16 protein-coding genes are annotated in these 20,845 nt (G+C 65.5%); 8 read left to right on the forward strand and 8 right to left on the reverse strand.

Annotated elements, in window-relative coordinates; all coding sequences use genetic code 11:
* Positions 1 to 30: 30 nt before the first annotated feature.
* Together NCG91_RS27995 and NCG91_RS07660 are read right to left on the reverse strand one after the other, a co-directional pair.
* A complete protein-coding gene (locus NCG91_RS27995; protein WP_285817088.1) occupies positions 31 to 3,195 on the reverse strand; it encodes a S8 family serine peptidase in 3,165 nt (1,054 codons plus the stop codon).
* A 1-nt stretch (position 3,196) separates the two neighbouring features.
* Entirely contained in the window at positions 3,197 to 4,012 is an 816-nt protein-coding gene (locus tag NCG91_RS07660) for an NF038120 family PEP-CTERM protein (RefSeq protein ID WP_251349269.1), read from the reverse strand.
* A 430-nt stretch (positions 4,013 to 4,442) separates the two neighbouring features.
* Here NCG91_RS07660 and NCG91_RS07665 point away from each other — a divergent pair, with 430 nt between their 5' ends.
* Both NCG91_RS07665 and NCG91_RS07670 read left to right on the forward strand, forming a co-directional pair.
* A complete protein-coding gene (locus tag NCG91_RS07665) occupies positions 4,443 to 5,351 on the forward strand; it encodes a histidine kinase (protein ID WP_251349270.1) in 909 nt (302 codons plus the stop codon).
* On the forward strand, positions 5,348 to 6,025 hold the full coding sequence (locus NCG91_RS07670) for a response regulator transcription factor (protein ID WP_251349271.1): 678 nt from the start codon (positions 5,348 to 5,350) through the stop codon (positions 6,023 to 6,025). The genes NCG91_RS07665 and NCG91_RS07670 overlap by 4 nt, the downstream gene beginning before the upstream one ends.
* Here NCG91_RS07670 and NCG91_RS07675 read toward each other — a convergent pair.
* Positions 6,022 to 8,520 (reverse strand): TonB-dependent receptor, encoded by a 2,499-nt coding sequence (locus NCG91_RS07675; protein WP_251349272.1) that lies wholly within the window; start codon positions 8,518 to 8,520, stop codon positions 6,022 to 6,024. The genes NCG91_RS07670 and NCG91_RS07675 overlap by 4 nt on opposite strands.
* Before the next feature lie 95 nt (positions 8,521 to 8,615).
* Complete coding sequence (locus NCG91_RS07680) at positions 8,616 to 9,077, reverse strand: Lrp/AsnC family transcriptional regulator (protein ID WP_070217690.1); 462 nt, start codon at positions 9,075 to 9,077, stop codon at positions 8,616 to 8,618.
* Between the two features lie 99 nt (positions 9,078 to 9,176).
* Here NCG91_RS07680 and ilvB point away from each other — a divergent pair, with 99 nt between their 5' ends.
* Complete coding sequence (gene ilvB, locus NCG91_RS07685) at positions 9,177 to 10,937, forward strand: biosynthetic-type acetolactate synthase large subunit (RefSeq protein WP_251349273.1); 1,761 nt, start codon at positions 9,177 to 9,179, stop codon at positions 10,935 to 10,937.
* 10 nt (positions 10,938 to 10,947) lie between these two features.
* Here ilvB and NCG91_RS07690 read toward each other — a convergent pair whose 3' ends face one another.
* Positions 10,948 to 11,805, reverse strand: coding sequence for a helix-turn-helix domain-containing protein (locus tag NCG91_RS07690; RefSeq protein WP_251349274.1), 858 nt, complete (start codon positions 11,803 to 11,805; stop codon positions 10,948 to 10,950).
* A 113-nt stretch (positions 11,806 to 11,918) separates the two neighbouring features.
* Between NCG91_RS07690 and NCG91_RS07695 the strand changes: the two genes are divergently transcribed.
* The 5 genes from NCG91_RS07695 (at position 11,919) to bamE (ending at position 15,367) form a co-directional block, all read left to right on the forward strand.
* On the forward strand, positions 11,919 to 13,358 hold the full coding sequence (locus NCG91_RS07695) for a cytochrome P450 (protein WP_251349275.1): 1,440 nt from the start codon (positions 11,919 to 11,921) through the stop codon (positions 13,356 to 13,358).
* A gap of 35 nt (positions 13,359 to 13,393) precedes the next feature.
* Positions 13,394 to 13,855, forward strand: a complete 462-nt coding sequence (locus tag NCG91_RS07700) for a GNAT family N-acetyltransferase (protein ID WP_251349276.1) — start codon at positions 13,394 to 13,396, stop codon at positions 13,853 to 13,855.
* The gene (locus NCG91_RS07705) at positions 13,852 to 14,211 is read left to right on the forward strand and encodes a nucleotide pyrophosphohydrolase (protein WP_251349277.1); all 360 of its coding nucleotides are present in this window, start codon (positions 13,852 to 13,854) and stop codon (positions 14,209 to 14,211) included. Before NCG91_RS07700 ends, NCG91_RS07705 begins: the two co-directional genes overlap by 4 nt.
* A 62-nt stretch (positions 14,212 to 14,273) precedes the next feature.
* A complete protein-coding gene (locus tag NCG91_RS07710) occupies positions 14,274 to 15,062 on the forward strand; it encodes a hypothetical protein (RefSeq protein ID WP_251349278.1) in 789 nt (262 codons plus the stop codon).
* Complete coding sequence (bamE, locus tag NCG91_RS07715) at positions 15,059 to 15,367, forward strand: outer membrane protein assembly factor BamE domain-containing protein (protein WP_251349279.1); 309 nt, start codon at positions 15,059 to 15,061, stop codon at positions 15,365 to 15,367. Before NCG91_RS07710 ends, bamE begins: the two co-directional genes overlap by 4 nt.
* 35 nt (positions 15,368 to 15,402) lie before the next feature.
* Here the strand turns inward: bamE and NCG91_RS07720 are convergent, their stop codons facing one another.
* The 3 genes from NCG91_RS07720 to NCG91_RS07730 all read right to left on the reverse strand — a co-directional run bounded on the left by NCG91_RS07720 (position 15,403) and on the right by NCG91_RS07730 (position 20,770).
* Positions 15,403 to 17,058 (reverse strand): methyl-accepting chemotaxis protein, encoded by a 1,656-nt coding sequence (locus NCG91_RS07720; RefSeq protein WP_099665611.1) that lies wholly within the window; start codon positions 17,056 to 17,058, stop codon positions 15,403 to 15,405.
* A 437-nt stretch (positions 17,059 to 17,495) separates the two neighbouring features.
* Positions 17,496 to 19,652: a DEAD/DEAH box helicase gene (locus NCG91_RS07725; RefSeq protein WP_251349280.1), complete on the reverse strand. Its 2,157-nt coding sequence runs from the start codon at positions 19,650 to 19,652 to the stop codon at positions 17,496 to 17,498.
* 272 nt (positions 19,653 to 19,924) lie between these two features.
* The gene (locus NCG91_RS07730; RefSeq protein ID WP_251349281.1) at positions 19,925 to 20,770 is read right to left on the reverse strand and encodes an alpha/beta fold hydrolase; all 846 of its coding nucleotides are present in this window, start codon (positions 20,768 to 20,770) and stop codon (positions 19,925 to 19,927) included.
* Between the last annotated feature and the right edge of the window lie 75 nt (positions 20,771 to 20,845).

Raw genomic sequence — 20,845 nt, forward strand, 5'->3', positions numbered from 1 at the left:
GGCACGCCTTGCGTTCAAGCAAAGAACGGTTTACTCAGCCAGCACCGGCTTGGCGCCGCGCGCGTTCTGGAACAGCGGCACGGGATCGTTGGTATTGACCTCGACCACCGTCACGCCCTGCACCACGCCAGCCACCTGGTAGCCGACGGCGCCCAGGTGGCGCTTGCCTTCGGCCAGGTTGGACCAGCTCAGCGAGACAGTCGCCGTGCCGCCCGTGTAGGCCGTGCCCGGCATCAGCGCCTTGAAGCCGCCATTCGACAAGCCCGGCGCCAGCACCCACGACGACAAGGTGTAGTCGGCCTGGCCGTTTTGCGGCGCAAAGCCGATCACGCACACCTTGTAGGTGCCGGCGGCGGGCAGGCGCAGTTCCACTTGCTCATTGGAACTTTCATTGCCGCTGCTGCCGACCAGCACATTGGCGGCGTTGTAGACCTCCATGTCCATGTCGGTATTCGCGCCGCCCGTCGTTTCCGCATCGTAGGTGGCAAAGCGCGCCGCCAGGGTGCCGGCCGGGATCACCACATTGTGCACGTTCACGCCCGTGGCGCCGCCCGCCTTGCAGGCAGCCGATGCGGCGGCGCCCGTCGTCGCCTGGCCGATCGTGCGCGCCTGGCGCACGGCTTCGACGAGACCCGACTTGACGCCCACCAGCGCGCCCGAGAAGCCCGTGCCCAGGGTCAGCACCTTGCTGCCCGTGGCCGCTTCGCTGCTGACCAGCGGAATGGCCACCAGCGCCGTGCCGCGCGCCGTCAGCGGGCTGCGCACCGTGTGCGTGCCATCCGTCCAGCTCAGGGCGCCGTAGGTCCAGGTATTGGCCGGCGCCGTGGTGCGCGTCAGCTTGACCTGGTACTGGCCCTTGGCGCCCGGCGCCAGGCTCAGGCTCGTTGGCGTCACCGCCACCGTATAGCCCGGCAAGCTGGCAGAGACGTTGTAGACGGCGCTGCTGGCGCCCACGTTGGTCACCGTGCGCGTCAGGGTTTGCGTGCCCAGCACGTTGGCCGCCGTCAGCGACGCCAGGTTCAGGTTATAGGCCGCGATCGTACCGATGGCCTGGCACGTGGCGGCGCTGTAGACCTTCAGGTTCAGGCCGCACAGGAAGCGCGCATAGTCGATTTCCGACATGTCGTACACGAGGCCCGGATCGGCCGCGCTGTTCGGCGCGATGTGGCCGGCGCCCTGGCCCCACGGCAGCTGGCCCGAGTTCTTCGCCGTGGCATCCCACGACACGGAACCGTTCAAGCCGTCCGAATAGGTGCTGAAAGCCGTCGTCATCAGCGCCGACTTGATGGCCGCGGGCGACCAGTCAGGATGCTGCTGCTTGAGCAGTGCCGCCACGCCGGCCACGTGCGGGCTGGCCATCGAGGTGCCGGAATAGAAATCCCATTCGGCCGCCGGCGCCACGCCGCCTGCCGCCACGGCATCGCGCTGCGCCTGCGTCAGGTCGGCCGTCACGCCGGCCAGCACGTTGGTGCCGGGCGCCGAGAGATCCGGTTTCAGGATGTTCGCGTTGGCCACGTTCGGGCCGCGCGAGGAACGGTCGCTGACGATCGGCGCCTGCACCGTCGTGTCGGCGGTGGTGTGGATTTCGCCCAATGCCGCCGTGCCGTCGGGCGTCGCCGCCATGAAGGCCTTCAGCGCGTCGCCCTGCGCCTGCGCCAGGTGCACGGTCGACAGCGCGTGCGCCTGGTTGATGACGGTGTTGGCGCCGCCGGCCACGTTGGCGATGATCACGCCCGCCGCACCGGCCGTTTTGGCGTTCGCGCTCTTGTTGACCAGCACGTTGCCGCCACGGTCGCACACGAGTATCTTGCCCGCCACTTTCGCCGGGTCGAGATACGCCGACGTGGCATCGGCCACGCCGAAGCAGCGCAGCAAGTTGACATCCGTCGGCAGCACGCCGGCCAGGCCCGCGTCGCGCGACTGGATCAGCGGCAGCGCCGGCGTATTCGCATTGCTCGATGCGCCTTCCAGTTTCGTGCCGCTGCTGAGAGTGACGTTGGCCGCGTACAGGCGGTTGTGGGTGGAATTGGCCACCGTTGCCAGCCACGGGCTGATGTGCGACACGGGCGCCGGCACGTCGGGTGCGGGCGTGGCCGGGCCGGAATTGCCGCCCGATGTAGCGACAAACACGCCGGCCGCCGCCGCGCCAAGGAAGGCCACTTCCGTCGGCTCGTCGAAGGCGCCGCCGCCCGCGTTCGGGCCGATGGAGAAGTTGATGACGTTCACGCCATCCTTGACCGCCTGGTCGATGGCGGCCACGCTGTCGGCCGTGGCGCAGCCGTTGCGGCCCGTCGAGGCGGCCGTCCAGCACACCTTATAGGCGGCGATGCGGGCGCGCGGCGCCATGCCGGACGCCTTGCCCAGCGAGACGCCGTTCGAAGTGGCCAGGGCGCCATTGTTGCCGCCCGCCGTGGACGCCGTATGCGTGCCATGGCCGCCGTGCCCCGTCAGGCCGGCGACGGAATCGCGCGGTGACAAAAATTCCGTCCAGTGCAGCGCCGACGTGGCGGCGCGGTAGTAGCGCGCACCGATCAGCTTGTTGTTGCAATTCTCGGCGGAGAAACCTTCGCCCGTCTGGCAAGTGCCCTGCCAGCTGGCCGGCGGCGCGCCGTACACGACATTGTTGCCGCTGTGGCTAGGTACGCCATTCTCGTCCAGGCGGTCGGCAAAGGCCGTGTTTTCCGGCCAGATGCCGCTGTCGACGATGCCGATGATGATGTCTTCACCCGCGTGCGCCTTGCCGCCCAGCTGCTCCCAGATGCCGCCCGGCTTGTCCAGGCCCAGGAAGCTGGGCGTGTAGCTGGTGTCGAGCTGCAGGATGGAGTCGGCGCTGATGCTGGCCACGCCGCTGTTTTTCTTCAGGGCCCGCACTTCATCGTCCGTCAGCAAGGCGGAAAAGCCGTTGAAGACGACGCTGTACTGGTGCGTGATTTCAGCCGCGCTGACGGTGCCGGCCACGGCGGCCTGCTTGGTGTCGAGGTAGCTCAAATAGGCCTGCACATCGGCGGCGCCCACGTTGATGCGCGCGCCGGGGGCCGGCTTGGTGGCGGCCAGGCCGTCGACCTGGCCCGTGTAGGTGGCGGCCGGCTTGTCGACCAATTGCACGATGTAGGAGCGGCGTTCCTGCGCCTGCGCCGCTTGCGCCAGGCTGGCGGCCAGCAAGAGGATGCCGAGCGAAACGGGACGTAATTTCATCTTACGCTCCTTGCACGGTGGAGGCGGCGAACTTGCCGGTACGGCGGCGCGACAGCATGCCGATGGCACCCAGGCCGGCCAGCATCAGCATGTAGGTCGACGGTTCCGGCACGGCGCTGATGTTGATATTGTCGAGCGCAAACTGGCCCTGGTTGAAGGCGGGGAAATCGAGGGAATTGCTGCACGCGCCCGTATCGTTGAAGATGCACGCATTGAAGGTCAGGCCCGTAAACGCATAGTTGCTGAAGCCGCCCAGCAGGGAAGCGCTCTGGAAATGGTAATTGCCATCGCTGCCCTGGCCGGGAAACGCCAGCGAGGTGCTGATCACCTGGCCGTCGCTGAGGGTGCCGCTCAGCTGCAGCTGGCCCCAATTCTGGTTCGGCAAGCCGGACACGGGAGCGATAAAGGAATAATCGAAACCGGCCAGGGTGAATGCCTGGTGGTCGGCGCGCGTGAAATTCACGCCGCCATCGTTGAGGATAGCCAGGTAATTGCCGGTGGCGCCCTGCGGGCAGGCAGCGATATCGCACGACGAACCCACGCGGCCATCGAGGATGGCGCCCACGCCGCTGACGCCGCCGCCGGCCGCCGTCGTCGGGTCGGCCAGGAACAGCAGGTTGTAGCTCGACGTATTGAGCGTCTGGCCGCTTTCATACACGTCGGGACGCAAGTTGTCGAAAGTCAGGACACCGGCCAGGGCCGGTGCCGAGCCCAGCACAGACAAGGTGGCCAGCGCGGCAAGGACGGCGACGCGACCGCGGGTAGCGGGCGGATTGGCGGTGGCGGGCGATACCCGCGCATGTGATAAACGATTCATTCTATTCCCTTGATTGTTGTGGATAGATAGGTCGGCAGGTCTGACGCCCGCTTTCAGCTTTTTCACAAAAGTGTCAACAAATATAGCAAATCGTATAAAACAAATATCATATTTTTAATATCATTTATTTATTTTTTATCTAACTCCGCGAAACTTTGTTTTGTTTTATCTATGAAAGTTTGAGGAATCTCAACGTTACATTTGAACAACAAGAGCGCACACTGCAGACGTGCGCGCCAGCGTGCCGGCCCGACTTCAGATAAGCTCGAAAACCGCGTCTGCCGCACCATCATCTTCCCGTCACATCGCGGTACACCTGTTCCATCCTGGAACACTTGTCTCTCCCCGCCACGCGCCCGGCCACAGCCCCTGCAGCGATGGCATGAAGCTTGCACAACAAAGAGATCGACCGTGCTCAGGGAGCAGCATCATGGAACACCATCAATTTGGCGCCCAGGCAAGCGCGCACGCCCGGCCGCGCCGGACCGTCCTGCTGTGCTGCGCGCTGGCGCTGGCTTTTTTCCTGCTGGCCGCCAGGCTGGACCTGGCCGAACGGCTGACGCAGTCGCTCTGGCGCCAGGAACATTGGCAGCTCGATGAACTGGCCCTGAGCCTGCTGCTGCTGGTGCTGGCGCTGGCCGGCTTTGCCATGCGGCGCGGCCGCCAGGTGGCGCTGCTGCTGGCGCAAAACCGCGCCCTCACGCAGCGCCTGCTGCGCGCGCAGGAAGAGGAACGCTGCGCGCTGGCGCGCGAGCTGCACGATGAAGTGGGACAGGATTGCACGGCCATCCGCGCCGCCGCCAGCTACATCCTGCGCGCGCGCGAGGGCGACCAGGCGAACGTGCAGGCGTGCGCCGCCAGCATCGCCCGCTCGTCGGAAGCGCTGCACGCGATGGTGCGCACGATGCTGCGCCGGCTGCGCCCGCCCGTGCTCGACAGCCTGGGATTGGCGCCGGCGCTGCAGGCGCTGTGCGACAGCTGGACCCAGCAGCACGGCATCGCCTGCCATTTCGCGCCGCACGCCATCCCCGCCGGCCTCGACGACAGCACCGCCACCGCCATCTACCGCCTGGTGCAGGAAGGCTTGACGAACGTGGCGCGCCACGCGGGCGCCGACCGGGCCACGGTGGAATTGCGCGCCGATGCGCACGGCTTGCTGCACCTGGCCATCGAAGACAATGGCCGGGGTTTGCGCCAGGACAAGACGCCAGCAGACGGTTTCGGCATGCTGGGCATGCGCGAGCGCGTGGCCGGTCTGCGCGGCCATATCCGCTGGATCAATGCGCTGGGCAACGGCTTGCGCATCGAAGTGGCCCTGGCGGCACGGTGCGCGGCATGAGCGCCATGAACGCCATGCACAGCGGCATGCGGCCGATCCGCGTGATGCTGGTGGACGACCATCCCGTGGTGCGCACGGGCTACCGGCGCCTGCTGGAACAGGGCGGCGACATCGCCGTCGTGGCCGAGGCGGGCAATGGCGAAACGGCGTATGGCTTGTACCAGGAGCACGCGCCCGACGTCTGCGTGACGGATTTGTCCATGCCCGGCATCGGCGGCCTGGAATTGCTGCGCAAGCTGCTCGCGCGCGACGCGGGCGCCCGCGTGCTGGTGTTTACCATGCACGACACGCCCCAGCTGATCGCGCGCGCGTTTGACGGCGGCGCCTGCGGCTTCGTCAGCAAGCAGGCCGACCCGGAACACCTGGTCGACGCCGTGCGCGCCGCCCACGCGGGCCGGCGCTACCTGGACCCGCACAGCGCGCCCGGCGTGCTGCAAGGCACGGCCAACATGGAAGCGGACCGCTTGAGCAGCCTGAGCCAGCGCGAATTCGAAATCTTCCGCCTGCTGGCCGAAGGCCGCAGCGCTGCCGACTGCGCCCGCCTGCTGCACGTCAGCAGCAAGACGGTGGCCAACCACCAGACTTGCATCAAGGAAAAGCTCGACGTGCCCGGCCCCGCCGCCCTCGTGCACCTGGCGCTGCGCAATGGCATCATCGAGCAGGTCCATCCTTAAAACGCATAGCGCACGCCCACATTCACGCTGCGCGGCGCGCCGGCCGCATAAAACGTCGCATTGACCATCGGATACTCGCCGTTCACGGCGGGCAGCGGGCGGGCGGCGAAATTGCCGTTGGCGTCGAAACCCGTCGCACCCAGCTGGGCCGCCGTCGCATATTTCCGGTCGAACAGGTTATTCACCTGGGCAAACACGCTGAGCCGTGGCGTCAGCTGGTATTTGCCGTTCAGCTCGACCACGGCATAGCCGCCGCTCTTGCCCGCGCCCAGGTAGGCTGGGCCGCCAGCCTGGTGCACATTGTTTTCATTGCCGCGCGCATAGGCGCTGGAGACGGCCGTCATGGCCAGGCCCACCGTCCAGTCGCGTCCGCCCTGAATATCCACATGCGCCTTCAGGATATGGCTGGGCGTCAAGGGAATGCGCTTGCCGGGCGTGATGACGATATTGCCTTCCAGGCCCGGTGCTTCCGCATCGCTGCTGCTGTTGGCGCTGCCGTTGACGAGCTCCCGGCTTTGATACGTCGCCTGCAGCCACGTGTAGTTGACGCCGAAGTCCAGCATGCCCGCCTTGCCATCAAGCGCCAGTTCCACGCCCTGGTGGCGCGTCTTGCCGAAATTCTTGAAATAGCCAAACCCCGCCTGGTTGTCGGCCACGAACAGGATATCGTCGTGATTTTCCGCGCGGAACACGCCCGCGCTCCAGCGGGCCACCTCGCCCCACTGGCCACGCACGCCCGCTTCCCACGTCTTCGTGATGACCTGCTTTAATGGCGGGTCGCCGGCCATGGCGTTGGGCAGGCGGCACGGATTTTCCGGATCGGCGCAACCGAGCTCGATGGCCGTCGGCGTGCGGCTGCCTTCGTTGTAGCCGAGATACGCGCTGATGCCCGCGGCCGGCGCATACGCCAGGCCGATGGCGGGATTGAAGCGGCTGAAACGGTGGTCGCCGTCCAGCGAACCGCTGCCGCCGCCGGGCGTGATGGCGTCGCGGTTGCGCACCGTGCTGCGGTTGTAGCGGCCGGAGACGGTCAAGGTCAGGTCTTGATTCAACGCAATGCTGTCGCTCGCATACACGCTCCACGTGCGCATGCGCCCGCTCAAGTCGACCCGGTTGTCGACGGGCGTGCCGTCGTCATCGATTTCCGTGCCGTCGGCAAAGAAGTTCACAGGCGTGATGCTGCGGTCCGGATTCAGGTAGCCGAACTGGCTCGTCTGGCGGAACGTGGCGTGGCTCGTGTCATAGGCGGCGCCGGCCGTGACGGCATGGCGCGCTCCCGCCACGTCGGCCAGCGCGGTGAACTGGCCCGAAAGCCCATAGTTTTCCTGCCGCGTATGGCTGCGGTTGAGCATGCCATTGCATTTTTCGGCCGGCTCGTCGTTCAGCAGCACGTTGGCGATGCAGCGCCATTTCGGGAAGGGCGTATTGGCCGCGTTCGCCCCGCTGGCGGGAAAGCCCGTGTAGCCGGCCGCCGCCAGGGCCGCCCGCTCGGCCACGCCCGGCTGGTAGACGGACTGGTCGAGCGACTCGTCGTTCAAGTCGCCATTGAACGTGTGCGTGTCGATCTTGCGGTAGTACACATTGCCGGACAGCAGCAAGGCCGCGCCGGCCTGGTGCTTGCCCGTCAGGTTCAGCAGGGTCGATTTGTTCTGCGTCAAATCCGGCTTGGTATACACGCTGCGGTAATCGCGCGCCAGCAGGCGCTGTTCCTGCAAGCCGTTGCCCGTCAGCGCATTGTCCGCGTGGGCTACGGTAACGGCGATATCCGTGCGCGCATCGCTCCAGCCCAGCTTGCCAAACACCTGGCGCACGTCGGACGGCGAATCGTCGCGCCAGCCGTCTTCCTTGAAGCGGTTGCCCGTCACATACCAGTGCCAGCCTTGCGCATTGCTGCCGCCATGCTCGACCTCGACGGCGCGCCGTTTGTCGGAACCCAGGCGCGCTTCGATGGCGGTGCCGGGGCTGCTGCGGCCATCCTTGGTTTGCAGCGCCAGCGCGCCGCCCAGGGTATTCAAGCCGAACAGGGGGTTCGAGCCGGGCATCAGGGTCAGCGACTCGATGGCCATGCGCGGGATCAAGTCCCAGCTGACGACGTCGCCGAACGGCTGGTTCAAGCGCATGCCGTCCAGGTACACGGACAACCCTTGCGGCGTGCCCAGCAGGGGCGACGCCGTATAGCCGCGGTAGCTGACGTCGGGCTGGAACGGGTTGTTCTGTACCTCGTTCACGTAGACGCTGCCCAGGTTGCGGCGCAGGAAGGCGGAGATGTCGAGCGCGCCGCTGCGGGCGATCTGCTGCGCGCTGGCCGTCTGCACGGGCGCGGCCAGGGTGTCGCGCGGCTGGTCCACGGTGGGCAGCGGCATGCTGCCCGTGATGATGACGGTGGGCAAGTCACCCGAGGTGGCCAGGTTCGCGGCCAGGCTGGCTGCGGCCGGTTCGGCGGCGTGCGCCTGGCACAGGGCCATGGCGGCGGCGGCCAATAAAGTCAGTTTCATGCGTATCCCCAGTTTTATCGTGGTTTTTATTACTGTCCAGTATCGGACAGTCACCATCGGGGAACCAGGGAAAAACTCCCGCCGTGCAGGCAGACTTATCGCTGCAAGGGCAGGTAGCTCTGTTTGAGCTGGCGCAACACGAAACTCGATTTGCTGTGGCGGATGCCGGGAATTTTATATAAACGCTCGCGCAGCAGGCGTTCGTAGTCGCGCGTGTCGCTCACCGCGATGCGCAGATAGTAATCGTAGTCGCCCGAGACGAGAAACGCTTCCAGCACTTCCGGGATCATGGCCAGCGCGTGGCCGAATTCGAACAGGGCCTGGTCGGAATGGTCGTCCAGCGTCACTTGCACGATGACGGTGTCGGCCAGCCCCACCTTGGCCGCGTTGACGTTCACCGTGTAGCCTTCGATGACGCCATCGTCTTCCATGCGCTTGATGCGCGCCCAGCACGGCGACGAGGTCAGGCCCACCTTGGCGCTCAGGTCGTGCAGGCTGATGCGGGCATCCTGCTGCAGGGCCGTCAGGATGGCGAGGTCGAATTTATCCAGTTTCATTCTGTCATATCCTTATTTCACAGCAAATTTTACTGAATATCGCATTCTATACGAGAAAACCAGCAGCCTTTTCTGCCCCATCAGGCAGAAAATAAGGCCATGAAACCCGATCCCGCTCCCCTCCTCGCTCCCGCCGCCGACCTTGCGCCGCGCAACGGCGCCAGCACCCTGATCGACACCCTGCTGGCCCTGGGCGTCGACACCGTCTTCGGCTACCCGGGCGGCGCCGTGCTGCCCCTGTACGACGCGCTGCACGCGCAGCCCCGCCTGCGTCACGTGCTGGTGCGCCACGAACAGGCGGCCGTGCACGCGGCCGAAGGTTATGCGCGCAGCACGGGCCGGCCCGGCGTCGTCTTCGTCACGTCCGGTCCCGGCATGAGCAACACCACCACGGGCTTGCTCGACGCCCTGTGCGATTCGGTTCCCGTCATCTGCATCAGCGGCCAGGTGGCCAGCACCAGCATCGGCACCAACGCCTTCCAGGAATGCGATGCGCTGGGCATTTCGCGCCCCGTCACCAAGTGGAACCGGCAAATCCGCGCGGCCGAGGAAACGGCCGCCGTCATGCACGAAGCATTTATCCAGGCCACGCAGGGCCGGCCCGGCCCCGTGCTGGTCGATTTTCCCAAGGATCTGCAGCTGGCGCCCGTCACGCAGCACGCGCCGCTGCCGCCCGCCGCATCTGCCGCCGCCACGCCCCTGCCGGCAGCATCCGATCTGGAACGGGCCGCCAGCCTGATCGCCGGCGCGCGCCAGCCCGTGTTCTATGGCGGCGGGGGCCTCGTCAATTCCGGCCTGGATGCCTGCGCCGCCTTCCAGCAACTGGTGAAACTGGCCGCCGCGCCGTGCACCCTGACCTTATTGGGCCTGGGCGCCTTTCCCGCCTCGCACCCGGCCTTCCTCGGCATGCTGGGCATGCACGGCACCCTGGAAGCGAACCTGGCCATGCACCATGCCGATCTGATCGTCTGCGTCGGCGCCCGCTTCGACGACCGGGTCACGGGCCGCCTGGATGCGTTTTGTCCTGGCGCAAAGGTCATCCACATCGACATCGACCCGGCCTCCATACACAAGGTGGTGCACGCCGACGTGGCCTTGCGCGGCGATTGCGCGCCCATATTGGCCGCCTTGCTGGTGCAGCTGCGCGGACGCCTGCTGGCGGACCGCCAGCCGTGGTGGCAGCGCATCGACGCCTGGCGCGCCCAGGACAGCCTGGCGTTCGACGATACGCCGGAGGTGATCGCGCCGCAGGCGCTGATGCGGCGGCTGCAGGCGGCGCTGGACGGCATGGACGGCGGCGACGCCATCGTTTCCACCGACGTGGGCCAGCACCAGATGTGGGCGGCGCAGCACTTGCGCTTCGAGCAGCCGCGCCGCTGGCTCACCTCGGGCGGCGCCGGCACCATGGGCTATGGCTTGCCGGCCGCCATCGGCGCGCAGATCGCCCATCCGGGCAAGCGCGTCGTGTGCGTCAGCGGCGACGCGTCGATCTTGATGAATATCCAGGAACTGGCCACGGCGGTGCAGCACCGCCTGCCCGTGAAAGTGGTGTTGTCGAACAATGGCTACATGGGCATGGTGCGCCAGTGGCAGGAACTCATCCATGGCGGGCGCTACAGCCACAGCTACACGGAAGCGCTGCCCGATTTCGTCGCCCTGGCGCGCGCGTTCGGCTGGCAGGCGCGCACGGTGAGCCGGCGCGAGGAGCTCGACGCGGCACTGGCGGCCTGCCTGGCATCGGAGGGCCCGTACTTCCTCGACGTGCGCGTGCACGGCGCGGAAAACTGCTTCCCCATGATGGCGCCCGGCGCGGGGCACCATGAAGTGACCTTGCGCAAAGGCGTCGTCTACACCGGGTAACAAATCCTGTTCAACTCCACACCCTGTATATCCAGTAGCTTTCATCGTCGCGCATGGCGCGCGCCAGCTCGGTGGGGCTCAAGCCCGTGATTTCGCGCGTCTCGCGGCAAAAATGGGCCTGGTCGGCGTAACCGCCGCTGGCGGCGACGTCGGACCAGGACGCCGTGCCCTGCAGGATGGCGCCGCGCTCGTCGAGAAACAGCTGTTCCGCGCGGCGCATGCGGCGCAAGGTGCGCATGGGCTGGCCGGCCCAGGCCTTGATGCGGCGCTCGATATTGCGCGCGCTGCTGGCCAGGCCCGTCGATGCCGCCTGCACGGCCAGGCGGCGCACCCAGTCCTGCACGGCGCCGGCCGGATGGTCGCCGCTCTTGCGCGCCAGCGCCCAGCGCGGCGCGAGAAAATCCTCCACCAGCCTGACGCGGACCGCATCGTCGGGCGCCGCCAGCACGGCGTCCGACAGGGCCAGCCAGTCCCCATCGAACAGCGCGTCGAGCGGGCGGAACTGGTCCAGCAAGCCATCCATCGAGACGCCCGACAACGCATGCAGGGCGGCCGGGTAGAACATCACCACAAACGTATGCACGGGGCCGGGGTTGTAGCTGACCAGCGGATACGAGCGGGGGCCGCCGAACAGCGCGGGCGGCATGCGCACGTCCCGCAGCGACAGGCCCGGCGCTGCCGCTTCCACGTCGCCCGCGACGGTCCAGACGATGCTGCACATGGGCGCGGCGGGAAAGCGGTTCAGGCGCTGCGCCGGCGGCAGCGGCGCGCAGCCCGTGGTGTCGCGCACGAGGAAGGCGCGCACGCAGGAAGCGAGCGCCGTGCGCGGCGCGATCAGGCGGGTCAGGGGCGTAGGGGCGGCAGGCATGGCGACGATTGTACCGGCAATTTCCGGCCGCGCCCGATGTCGTATTCGTTCAAGACGCGGACGTGCAAGCGCGCTACAGTGAAGTCATTGTCGCCATCCACCAGGAGTACGCCATGCCCCCGCTCGACCACGCCGCCGCGCCCGCCACCACGGTCCTGCGCCAGATTCGCCGCCTGCCGGGGCCATTCGCCCTGCCCATCGTCGGCAACAGCCTGCAGATCAAGCTCACGCGCATCCACCGCGACGTGGAAGCGTGGGTGCGGCGCTACGGCCCCTACATGCGCGCCTGGTTCGGCCGCACCCTGGTGCTGGTGGTGGCCGACAGCGAGGCCGTCGCCGCCGTGCTGCGCGACCGGCCCGACGGCTTTCGCCGCCCCCTGAGCAGCTCCATCGTTTCCGAGGAGATGGGCGGCATCCCCGGCCTGTTCCTGGCCGAGGGCATGGAATGGCGCAACCAGCGCCGCATGGTCATGGCCGGCATGGCGCCCGGCGCCGTCAAGGCCTACTTCTCCGCGCTGGCGACGGTGGCGCAGCGCCTGCGGCGGCGCTGGCATCTTGCCGCCACGCAAGGCCAAGCGATCAACCTCGATGGCGACCTGAAACGCTACACGGTCGACATCATCGCCGGCCTCGCCTTCGGCACCGAGGTCAATACGCTGGAAGCGGGCGAAGACGTGATCCAGCGCCACATGGACGCCATCCTGCCCGCCGTGGCGCGGCGCAGCCTGTCCATGTTCCCGTACTGGCGCTACGTCAAGCTGCCCGTCGACCGCCGCCTGGACCGCGACGTGGCGGCCCTGTCCGCCGCCGTGGCCGACCTGGTGCAGCAGGCGCGCACGCGCATGGCGCGCGACCCGGCACGCCGCGAGCGTCCGCCCAACCTGCTCGAAGCGATGATCGCCGCCGCCGACGAAAAGGACAGCGGCGTGAACGACCGCGCCGTGGCCGGCAATGTGCTGACCATGCTGCTGGCGGGCGAGGATACGACGGCCAATACGCTGTCCTGGATGATTTACCTGTTGCAACGCCATCCGCACACCCTGGCGCGGGCGCGCGAGGAAGTGCGGCGCCTGGCGCCCGACACGGCCCGCTTCACGATCGAGCAGATGGATAGCCTCGACTACCTGGGCGCCTGCGCCAGCGAAGCCATGCGCCTGAAGCCGGTGGCCCCCTTCCTGCCCGTGGAAGCGCTGCGCGACACGGTCATCGCCGATATCGCCGTGCCGGCCGGCACCCTCGTGTGGTGCGTGATGCGCCACGACACGGTGTCCGATGCGCACTTTCCCGACGCGCAAGCCTTCCAGCCCGAGCGCTGGCTGGCCGAAGGGGGCGAGGCGAACAACAAGCGCGCCGCCATGCCCTTCGGCGCCGGCTTGCGCACGTGTCCGGGCCGCTACCTGGCCTTGTTGGAAATCAAGATCGCCATGGCCATGCTGCTGGGCAGCTTCGACATCGCCGGCGTCGACACGCCCGATGGCGGCGAGGCGCAGGAACTGATGGGTTTTGTGATGTCGCCCATCGGCCTGACGCTGCGCCTGGCGCGGCCGCAGTGATACCATGGGGGAAGTCCCATTCATACGACCTCCCCATGACCATCCGCCTGGAATCGCCGCAGCAAGCCGACGTGCAAACCCTGATCGCCGAACTTGATGCATATCAACAGACCCTGTATCCGGCCGAATGCGTCTACTCGCTGGACCTGGCGTCCGTACCGCCGGACACCCTGCTGTTTGCCGTCGCCCGCGATGCGGCCGGCACGGCGCGCGCCTGCGGCGCCATCGTCGTCACGCCCGCTTTCGGCGAGGTCAAGCGCATGTACGTGCACCCTGACAGCCGGGGACTGGGCCTGGCGAAACGCTTGCTGGCCTTGCTGGAAGAACAGGCGCTGGCGCGCGGCTGCCGCTTGCTGACCCTGGAAACGGGCATCCACCAGCCCGAGGCGATCGCCCTGTACGCGCGCCACGGCTACCAGCGGCGGGGACCGTACGGCGACTATCCCGACGACCCATTCAGTGTCTTCATGGAAAAACCGCTTCAGGCGGCGGCATGAGCGCGCCCAGCGACAGCCTGTTTGACATCCGCGCGCGCCTGCGCGCCTTTGCCGACGAGCGCGACTGGGACCAGTTCCACACGCCGAAAAACCTGGCCATGGCCCTGTCCGTGGAAGTGGCGGAATTGGCGGAACACTACCAGTGGCTGGCCACGGGCGCGGATAGCGAACTGGACGAGGCGAAGCGCACGGGCATCCGCCACGAACTGGCCGACGTGCTGATGTACCTGGTGCGCCTGGCCGACAAGAGCGGCGTCGACCTGCACGCGGCCGTGCTGGAAAAGATGCAACTGAACGCACAGAAATACCCGGCGCAGCAGGTGCGCGGCGACGCGCGCAAATACAGCGAGTACTGATAGCGAGTACAGACACGCCCACCCGTGCGTGGCGGATGCGAAAAAAGGCGTAGCATCAAGCCATGCGTATTTATCGATTACTGCTGATCATAGGCTTGCTCCACGGCCCTATTGCGCTGGCGCAAACCGCGCCCGTGCCGCAGGTGAAGGTGGACGCCACGCGCGACCCCGTCGACAAGTCCTACCGCAAGATGCTGCAGGGCGTGGACCGCTTCGAGCGCGACCATGCGCTGGCGCCGCAGGCCGTGCTGCGCTTCCGCTTGCTGCCGCGCCAGCCCGGCGTGGACATGCAGGGCGTGCAGCTGCGCATCGCCGGCGACACGGTCAGCATCCCCTTGCCCTTGGCCGAAGACAACAGCTTTGCCCCCGTGCGCAATGCGCAAGCGGCGCGCGAAGACGCCGTGCTGCTGGCCAACCGCAAGGCCACCACCATGAGCTGGCGCGCGCAAGTGATCACGCCCGGCTTGCCGCCCGGCACGCGGCGCCTGGGCGACCTGCGCCTGGAATGCCGCGCCGGCATGGATTCGGGCCTGATCTCGAACGACCCGCAAATCATCGCCTGGCTGTCCAGCATGCTCTACAGCACAGATAAAGTGTGTTCCGAGCCGGATGGCAATTATCTGTTCTTCACGGACCGTCCCCTGTTCGGCGTGACCCTCGTGCACGGCGAGCGCCGCCTGGCGCTGCCGTTCACCATGCTGTACGCGGGCGGCGAGCAAACGCCCGCCTCGCTGCCCTATTGCGATTGCCAGGTCTTGCTTGACCGCACGTACTACGCGCCCTTGTGGGATAACAACTGGCCGGACGACACCCTGCTGGAATTTACTTACATGGACGAGGTGGCGCCATGAAGTGGCTGTCGCTGATCTTGTTGACGCTGCTGGCCGCCTGCTCCGGCACGCGCGCCTTGCAAGCAAGCAAGAATGTGCCCTACGCCACCCTGGAACAGACGGTGCAAGTGGGCAACAGCACGCGCGAACAGGTGCGCGCCGCACTGGGCGACAGCACGTCCATCCGTTTCGACAGCGGCAAGGAAGTGTGGATGTACACCTATCCGGCGGCCTCGGGCGCGCAGGGGGAATATGTGATTCTGTTTGGCGGGGATGGGGTGGTGAAGCAGGTGCGCGGCGGCGAGGTGTACCGGGTACGGAAGTGATTCCCGCCAGCATGGCGCTGGCGGGAGTGGCATGCTTATCGTGCCTTCAGCAAGGCCCGCGACGCGACGCCCGCGCCCACGCTGCGGCCCACGCCGGCAACCTTGCGCTTGGGCGACGCCTTCAGCTTGAAAATGCCGATCGACTGGGCCACGCTGTCGGTGCGCTGCGCCAGGTTGGTGGCGGCCGCGGCCGCCTGCTCCACCAGCGCCGCATTCTGCTGCGTGATGCCATCCATGTGGATGACGGCCTGGTTGACTTGCCCGATGCCCTGGTTCTGCTCGCGCGTGGTCGAGGAAATCTCGTCCATCACTTCCGTCACGCGGGCTACCGAGGCGATCACTTCCGCCATGGTGGCGCCCGCATTGCTGGTCAGCACGCTGCCCGCGTTCACGGTGGCGATCGAATGGTCGATCAGGTTTTTCACTTCTTTCGCGGCCGTTGCCGAACGCTGCGCCAGGCTGCGCACTTCGCCGGCCACGACGGCGAAGCCGCGACCGTGCTCGCCCGCGCGGGCCGCTTCCACGGCCGCGTTCAAGGCGAGGATATTCGTCTGGAAGGCGATGCCGTCGATCAAGCCGATAATGTCGAGAATCTTGCGCGACGACGAGCTGATCTCATCCATCGTGGTGACCACTTCGCTGACGATGGTGCCGCCCTTGGCCGCCACGGTGGACGCCTGCGCCGCCAGGTCGTTGGCCGTGGCCACATGGTCGGCGCTGTTTTGCACGGTCGACGTCAGTTCTTCCATGCTGGCCGCCGTCTGCTCGAGGCTGGACGCCTGCGATTCCGTGCGGCTGGACAAGTCCATATTGCCCGTGGCAATTTCCGCCGTGGTGATGCGGATATCCTCGAAGTTGGCGCGCACGTCGCCGATGATGCTGTGCAAGTTGATGTTGGTCTGGCGCAAGGCCGCCATCAATTGCCCCATGTCATCGTCGCGCACCTTGTCGATGACGCCCGTCAAGTCGCCGCCGGCCATCTTGCGCGCTACCGTGATGGCGTCGCCCAGCGGGGCGACGAGGGAATTGTGCAGATGGGCCCAGAAATACAGCATCAGCGCCACGGCGGCGGCGGCGGCACCGCTGAGCCAGCTGCGCGTGGCCGTGCTCGTGTCACCGTCGATATTCCACACGGCGCAACCGAGGATGGCCAGCACCACGCCGAAGACGATGCAATGCAGGGCCAGGTCTTGCGACAGGCTCAGCTTGCGCCATTCGGCCAGCTTGGCGGCCCAGCCCTGGCGCACGACGCGGCCATTGCGGATCGCCAGGTTGGCGGAATTGCCATCTTTGAAACTTTTATACAGGGCTGCCGCTTCGTTGATCTGCTCGCGCGTGGGCTTGGTGCGCACGGACATATAGCCGATCGGGCGGCCGCTTTCGATGACGGGCGTGATATTGGCGAAGACCCAATAGAAATCGCCATTCTTGCAGCGGTTCTTGACCATGCCAGTCCAGGGCATGCCCGTCTTGATGGTGTCCCACAGGTCGGCAAACGCTTCGGCCGGCATATCGGGATGGCGCAGGATATTCTGTGGCGCACCCAGCAGTTCCATTTCTGAAAAACCGCTGACTTCAATGAAATACTGATTGGCGTAATTGATGTTTCCCTGTAAATCCGTGGTGGAAACAATCGTCATGCCTTCATTTAATACGTATTCATTTTGCGTGATAGGCGTATTGACCCGCATCGTCGCTCCTCTATTTTTTTCAACTAGCATAACAAAAACATAAAAACAATATACCACATCAAGCACCCATGATATATCGCCTCGGCGACAGTGACGCCAGTCAAACAATTTAATAAAAGTCAATTTATTTATATTTTAGGATTTACTTTGATTCAACTTGATTGATTTTATTGAAATGCAAAATTTAAATTGCGTGCACATACAATAATTAATAAAAAATTATGTATCGATGCGACAGGCAATAAAGATGGCGTTTACGCCGATAAAAAGATGCAAAGGAGCGGCGGCCATTGCCGGCAGATGGCGATACCTGCCGCCAACCATAACGCGGCAACCATGTTTATTTCTTGAGGGAAAATAAAAACTGGCGCGAATGCGCCAGTGGGGGATGTGTCTCCAATCCGCGACACAGGCGCCGAAGCGCCCGTGGGGATGGCTTACTTGTACGTTTTACGGGGTGGCGACTTCGGACGCGGCGGCGCAGGCTTGCGCTCCGTCGTGCCATCGTCCAGGCTGATGCGCAGTTTCTGACCCGAAACGACAACCGATTTCAAGTGGTCGAGGATTTCCGGCGGCATGCCTTCCGGTAAGTCCAGCACGCTGTAGTTGTCAAAGATATCGATGCGGCCGATATGCTTGGCTTCCAGGTTCGCTTCGTTGGCGATGGCGCCGACGATATTGCTTGGCGTTACGGCGTGCTCACGGCCCACTTCGATGCGGTAGGCCGTCACGCCCGGGCGTGGACGTTCCTTCTTCGGCGCGCGCGGGGCAACTTCGCCCGCGTCCGCCGGTGCATCCTTGAACGCTGGCGCGGACTTGGCGGCGAACGGCTTGCGCGGCGCGGCTGGCGGCGCCAGGTCCGGTGCGTCGCCGTCGCGGCTGATACGCAGCTGCTGGCCCGCCACCCACACGGTTTTCAGCTGATCCAGCAATTCTTTCGGCATGCTGTCTGGCAAGTCCAGGACGCTGTAGTCGTCATAGATTTCGATGCGGCCGATGTTTTTCGAATCGATGCCCGCTTCGTTGGCGATGGCGCCCACGATATTGCCCGGCTTCACGCCATGCTGATGACCTACCTCAATGCGGAAGGTTTGCATGCCGGCGTCGGCCGGACGCTGGATGCGTTCCTTTTTCGGGAAGGCCGGGCGCTCGCTGCGCTCGTTGCGGTCGAAGCGGTCATTGCGTTCGAAACGGTCATTGCGTTCAGGGCGGTCAAAGCGGTCTTGGCGCGCAGGACGGTCGTCCTGCCACGTGGCTTGCTCGCGTGCCTTGTTTTTGTCCAGCAACAAAGGCACATTGCCACGCGCCATCTTCGCCAGGGCGGCGGCGATTTCGATGGCGGGAATGTTCTGTTCGCGTTCGAAATCTTCGATCAGCGACTGAAACTGCTCCAGTTCGCCCAAGGCCAGGGTTTCGCTGATCTGTTCCTTGAACTTGGCGATACGCACGTCGTTGACGGCCTGGATCGTCGGCAGTTCCAGCATGCCGATCGGCTGGCGGGTCGAGCGTTCGATGGCTTTGAGCAAGTTCTTTTCACGCGGGGTGATGAACAGGATCGCTTCGCCGCTGCGGCCGGCGCGGCCCGTGCGGCCGATGCGGTGGGTGTAGCTTTCCGGATCGTGCGGCACGTCGTAGTTGACGACGTGGCTGATGCGCTCGACGTCCAGGCCGCGGGCGGCCACGTCGGTGGCGACCAAAATGTCGATCTTGCCGTCTTTCAACTGCTGGATCGTGCGCTCGCGCTGGGCTTGCTGGATGTCGCCATTGATGGCGGCAGCCGAGAAGCCGCGGGCTTGCAGCTTGCCGGCCAGCTCTTCCGTGCCCAACTTGGTGCGGGCAAAGATGATCATGCCGTCAAACGCTTCCGCTTCCAGGATGCGGGTCAGCGCGTCGAGCTTGTGCATGCCCGACACCAGCCAGTAGCGCTGGCGGATGTTGTCGGCCGTGCCCGTCTTCGCGGCGACCGTCACTTCGGCCGGGTTCACCAGGTAGGTCGTGGCGATGCGCTTGATGACGGAAGGCATGGTGGCCGAGAACAGGGCCGTTTGATGGCCTTCCGGCGTTTCTTGCAAAATGCGTTCGACGTCGTCGATAAAGCCCATGCGCAGCATTTCATCGGCTTCGTCGAGTACCAGGGTTTTCAGCTTGGACAGGTCGAGCGAACCCTTGTCCAGGTGATCGATGACGCGGCCAGGGGTGCCGACGACGACGTGCACGCCGCGGCGCAAGGCCGACAGTTGCGGGCCGTAGCTTTGGCCGCCGTAGATCGGCAGCACGTGGAAGCCGGGGATGTGGGCAGCGTACACCTGGAACGCTTCGGCGACCTGGATGGCCAGTTCGCGCGTCGGTGCCAGGACCAGGGCTTGGGGTGAGCTTTGTTTCAGATCGATGCGCGACAGGATCGGCAAGGCGAAGGCGGCGGTCTTACCCGTGCCTGTTTGCGCCTGGCCCAGCACGTCGCGGTTCGCGAGCAATAATGGAATCGTCGCCGCCTGGATAGGCGACGGTGTTTCGTAACCGACATCCTTGAGCGCGCGAATCAGCGGCTCGCTCAGGTTAAGGTCGGAAAATAAGGAAATTGGTGTATCAGACATGAAATCACTCACAAGTTCGCTCGAATCGCCCAATGCGAAAGAGTGTATCTGCTAGTTTACTCTTTACTGGACCTTACCGGGTGGCTGCATGCCGCAGAACGCCGTTTTTTGCGCCATATCTACGTAAAAAAGCCAGAAAAATCGGCGATCCGCACGCATTTGGCGCGTGATTTTGCCAACATTAAACGATACACAACAATATGCCGGCTGCGCCTGTTCTGTGTGGCAACAGCTACGGCGGGCGCCTCGCCGTCACGGCGCCCGCCCCGGCTTCAGGTGCGCAAGAACTCCAGCAAGTCCTCGTTCAGCCTATCCTTGTGCGTCGTCGCCAGGCCGTGCGGCGCGCCCGCATACACGAGCAATTTGCTACCGATGATGAGCTCGGCAGTGCGGCGCGCCGAGGCGGCGATCGGCACGATCTGGTCGTCGTCGCCATGGATCACCAGGGTCGGCACGTCGAATCTGGCCAGGTCGCCCGTGAAATCCGTTTCCGAAAACTGCTTGATGCACAGGTAGGCGGCCGGCATGCCCGCCTGCATGCCTTGCCGCCAGAAACTGTCGCGCACGCCCTGCGACGGCTTCGCACCGGGCCGGTTGTAGCCATAGAAGGGCTCGCTCAAGTCGCGGAAAAACTGGCTGCGGTCGGCCTGCACGCCTGCGCGGATGGCGTCGAACGCGGACAGCGGCAAACCCAGCGGATTGTCGGCCGTTTGCAGCATCAGCGGCGGCACGGCGCCCACGAGCACGGCGCCGGCCAGGCGCTGCGTGCCATGGCGGCCGATGTAGCGCGCCACTTCGCCGCCGCCCGTCGAATGGCCGACGAGGGTGGCGCCCGTCAAGTCCAGCGCGGCGATCAGGGCGGCCAGGTCGTCGGCATAGGTATCCATGTCGTTGCCGCCGAACGGCTGGCTGGAACGGCCGTGGCCGCGCCGGTCGTGCGCGATGACGCGGTAGCCGCGCGAGGCCAGATAGAACATCTGGTCTTCCCAGGCGTCGGAAGACAAGGGCCAGCCGTGGCTGAAAACGACGGGCGGGCCGCTGCCCCAGTCCTTGTAGTAGATCAAGGTGCCGTCGGCGGTACGCAGGGTATTGCTCGATTGCAAGTCAGGGCGAGTCATGGAACGCTCCTTGTCGGTGGACCAGCAGCCATTGTGGCCCCAATCGGCTGGCGCGCGCCGCGCGCTACGCCAATG

It is taken from the genome of Janthinobacterium kumbetense, from assembly GCF_023703445.1.
Taxonomy (GTDB): Bacteria; Pseudomonadota; Gammaproteobacteria; order Burkholderiales; family Burkholderiaceae_D; genus Janthinobacterium; species Janthinobacterium kumbetense.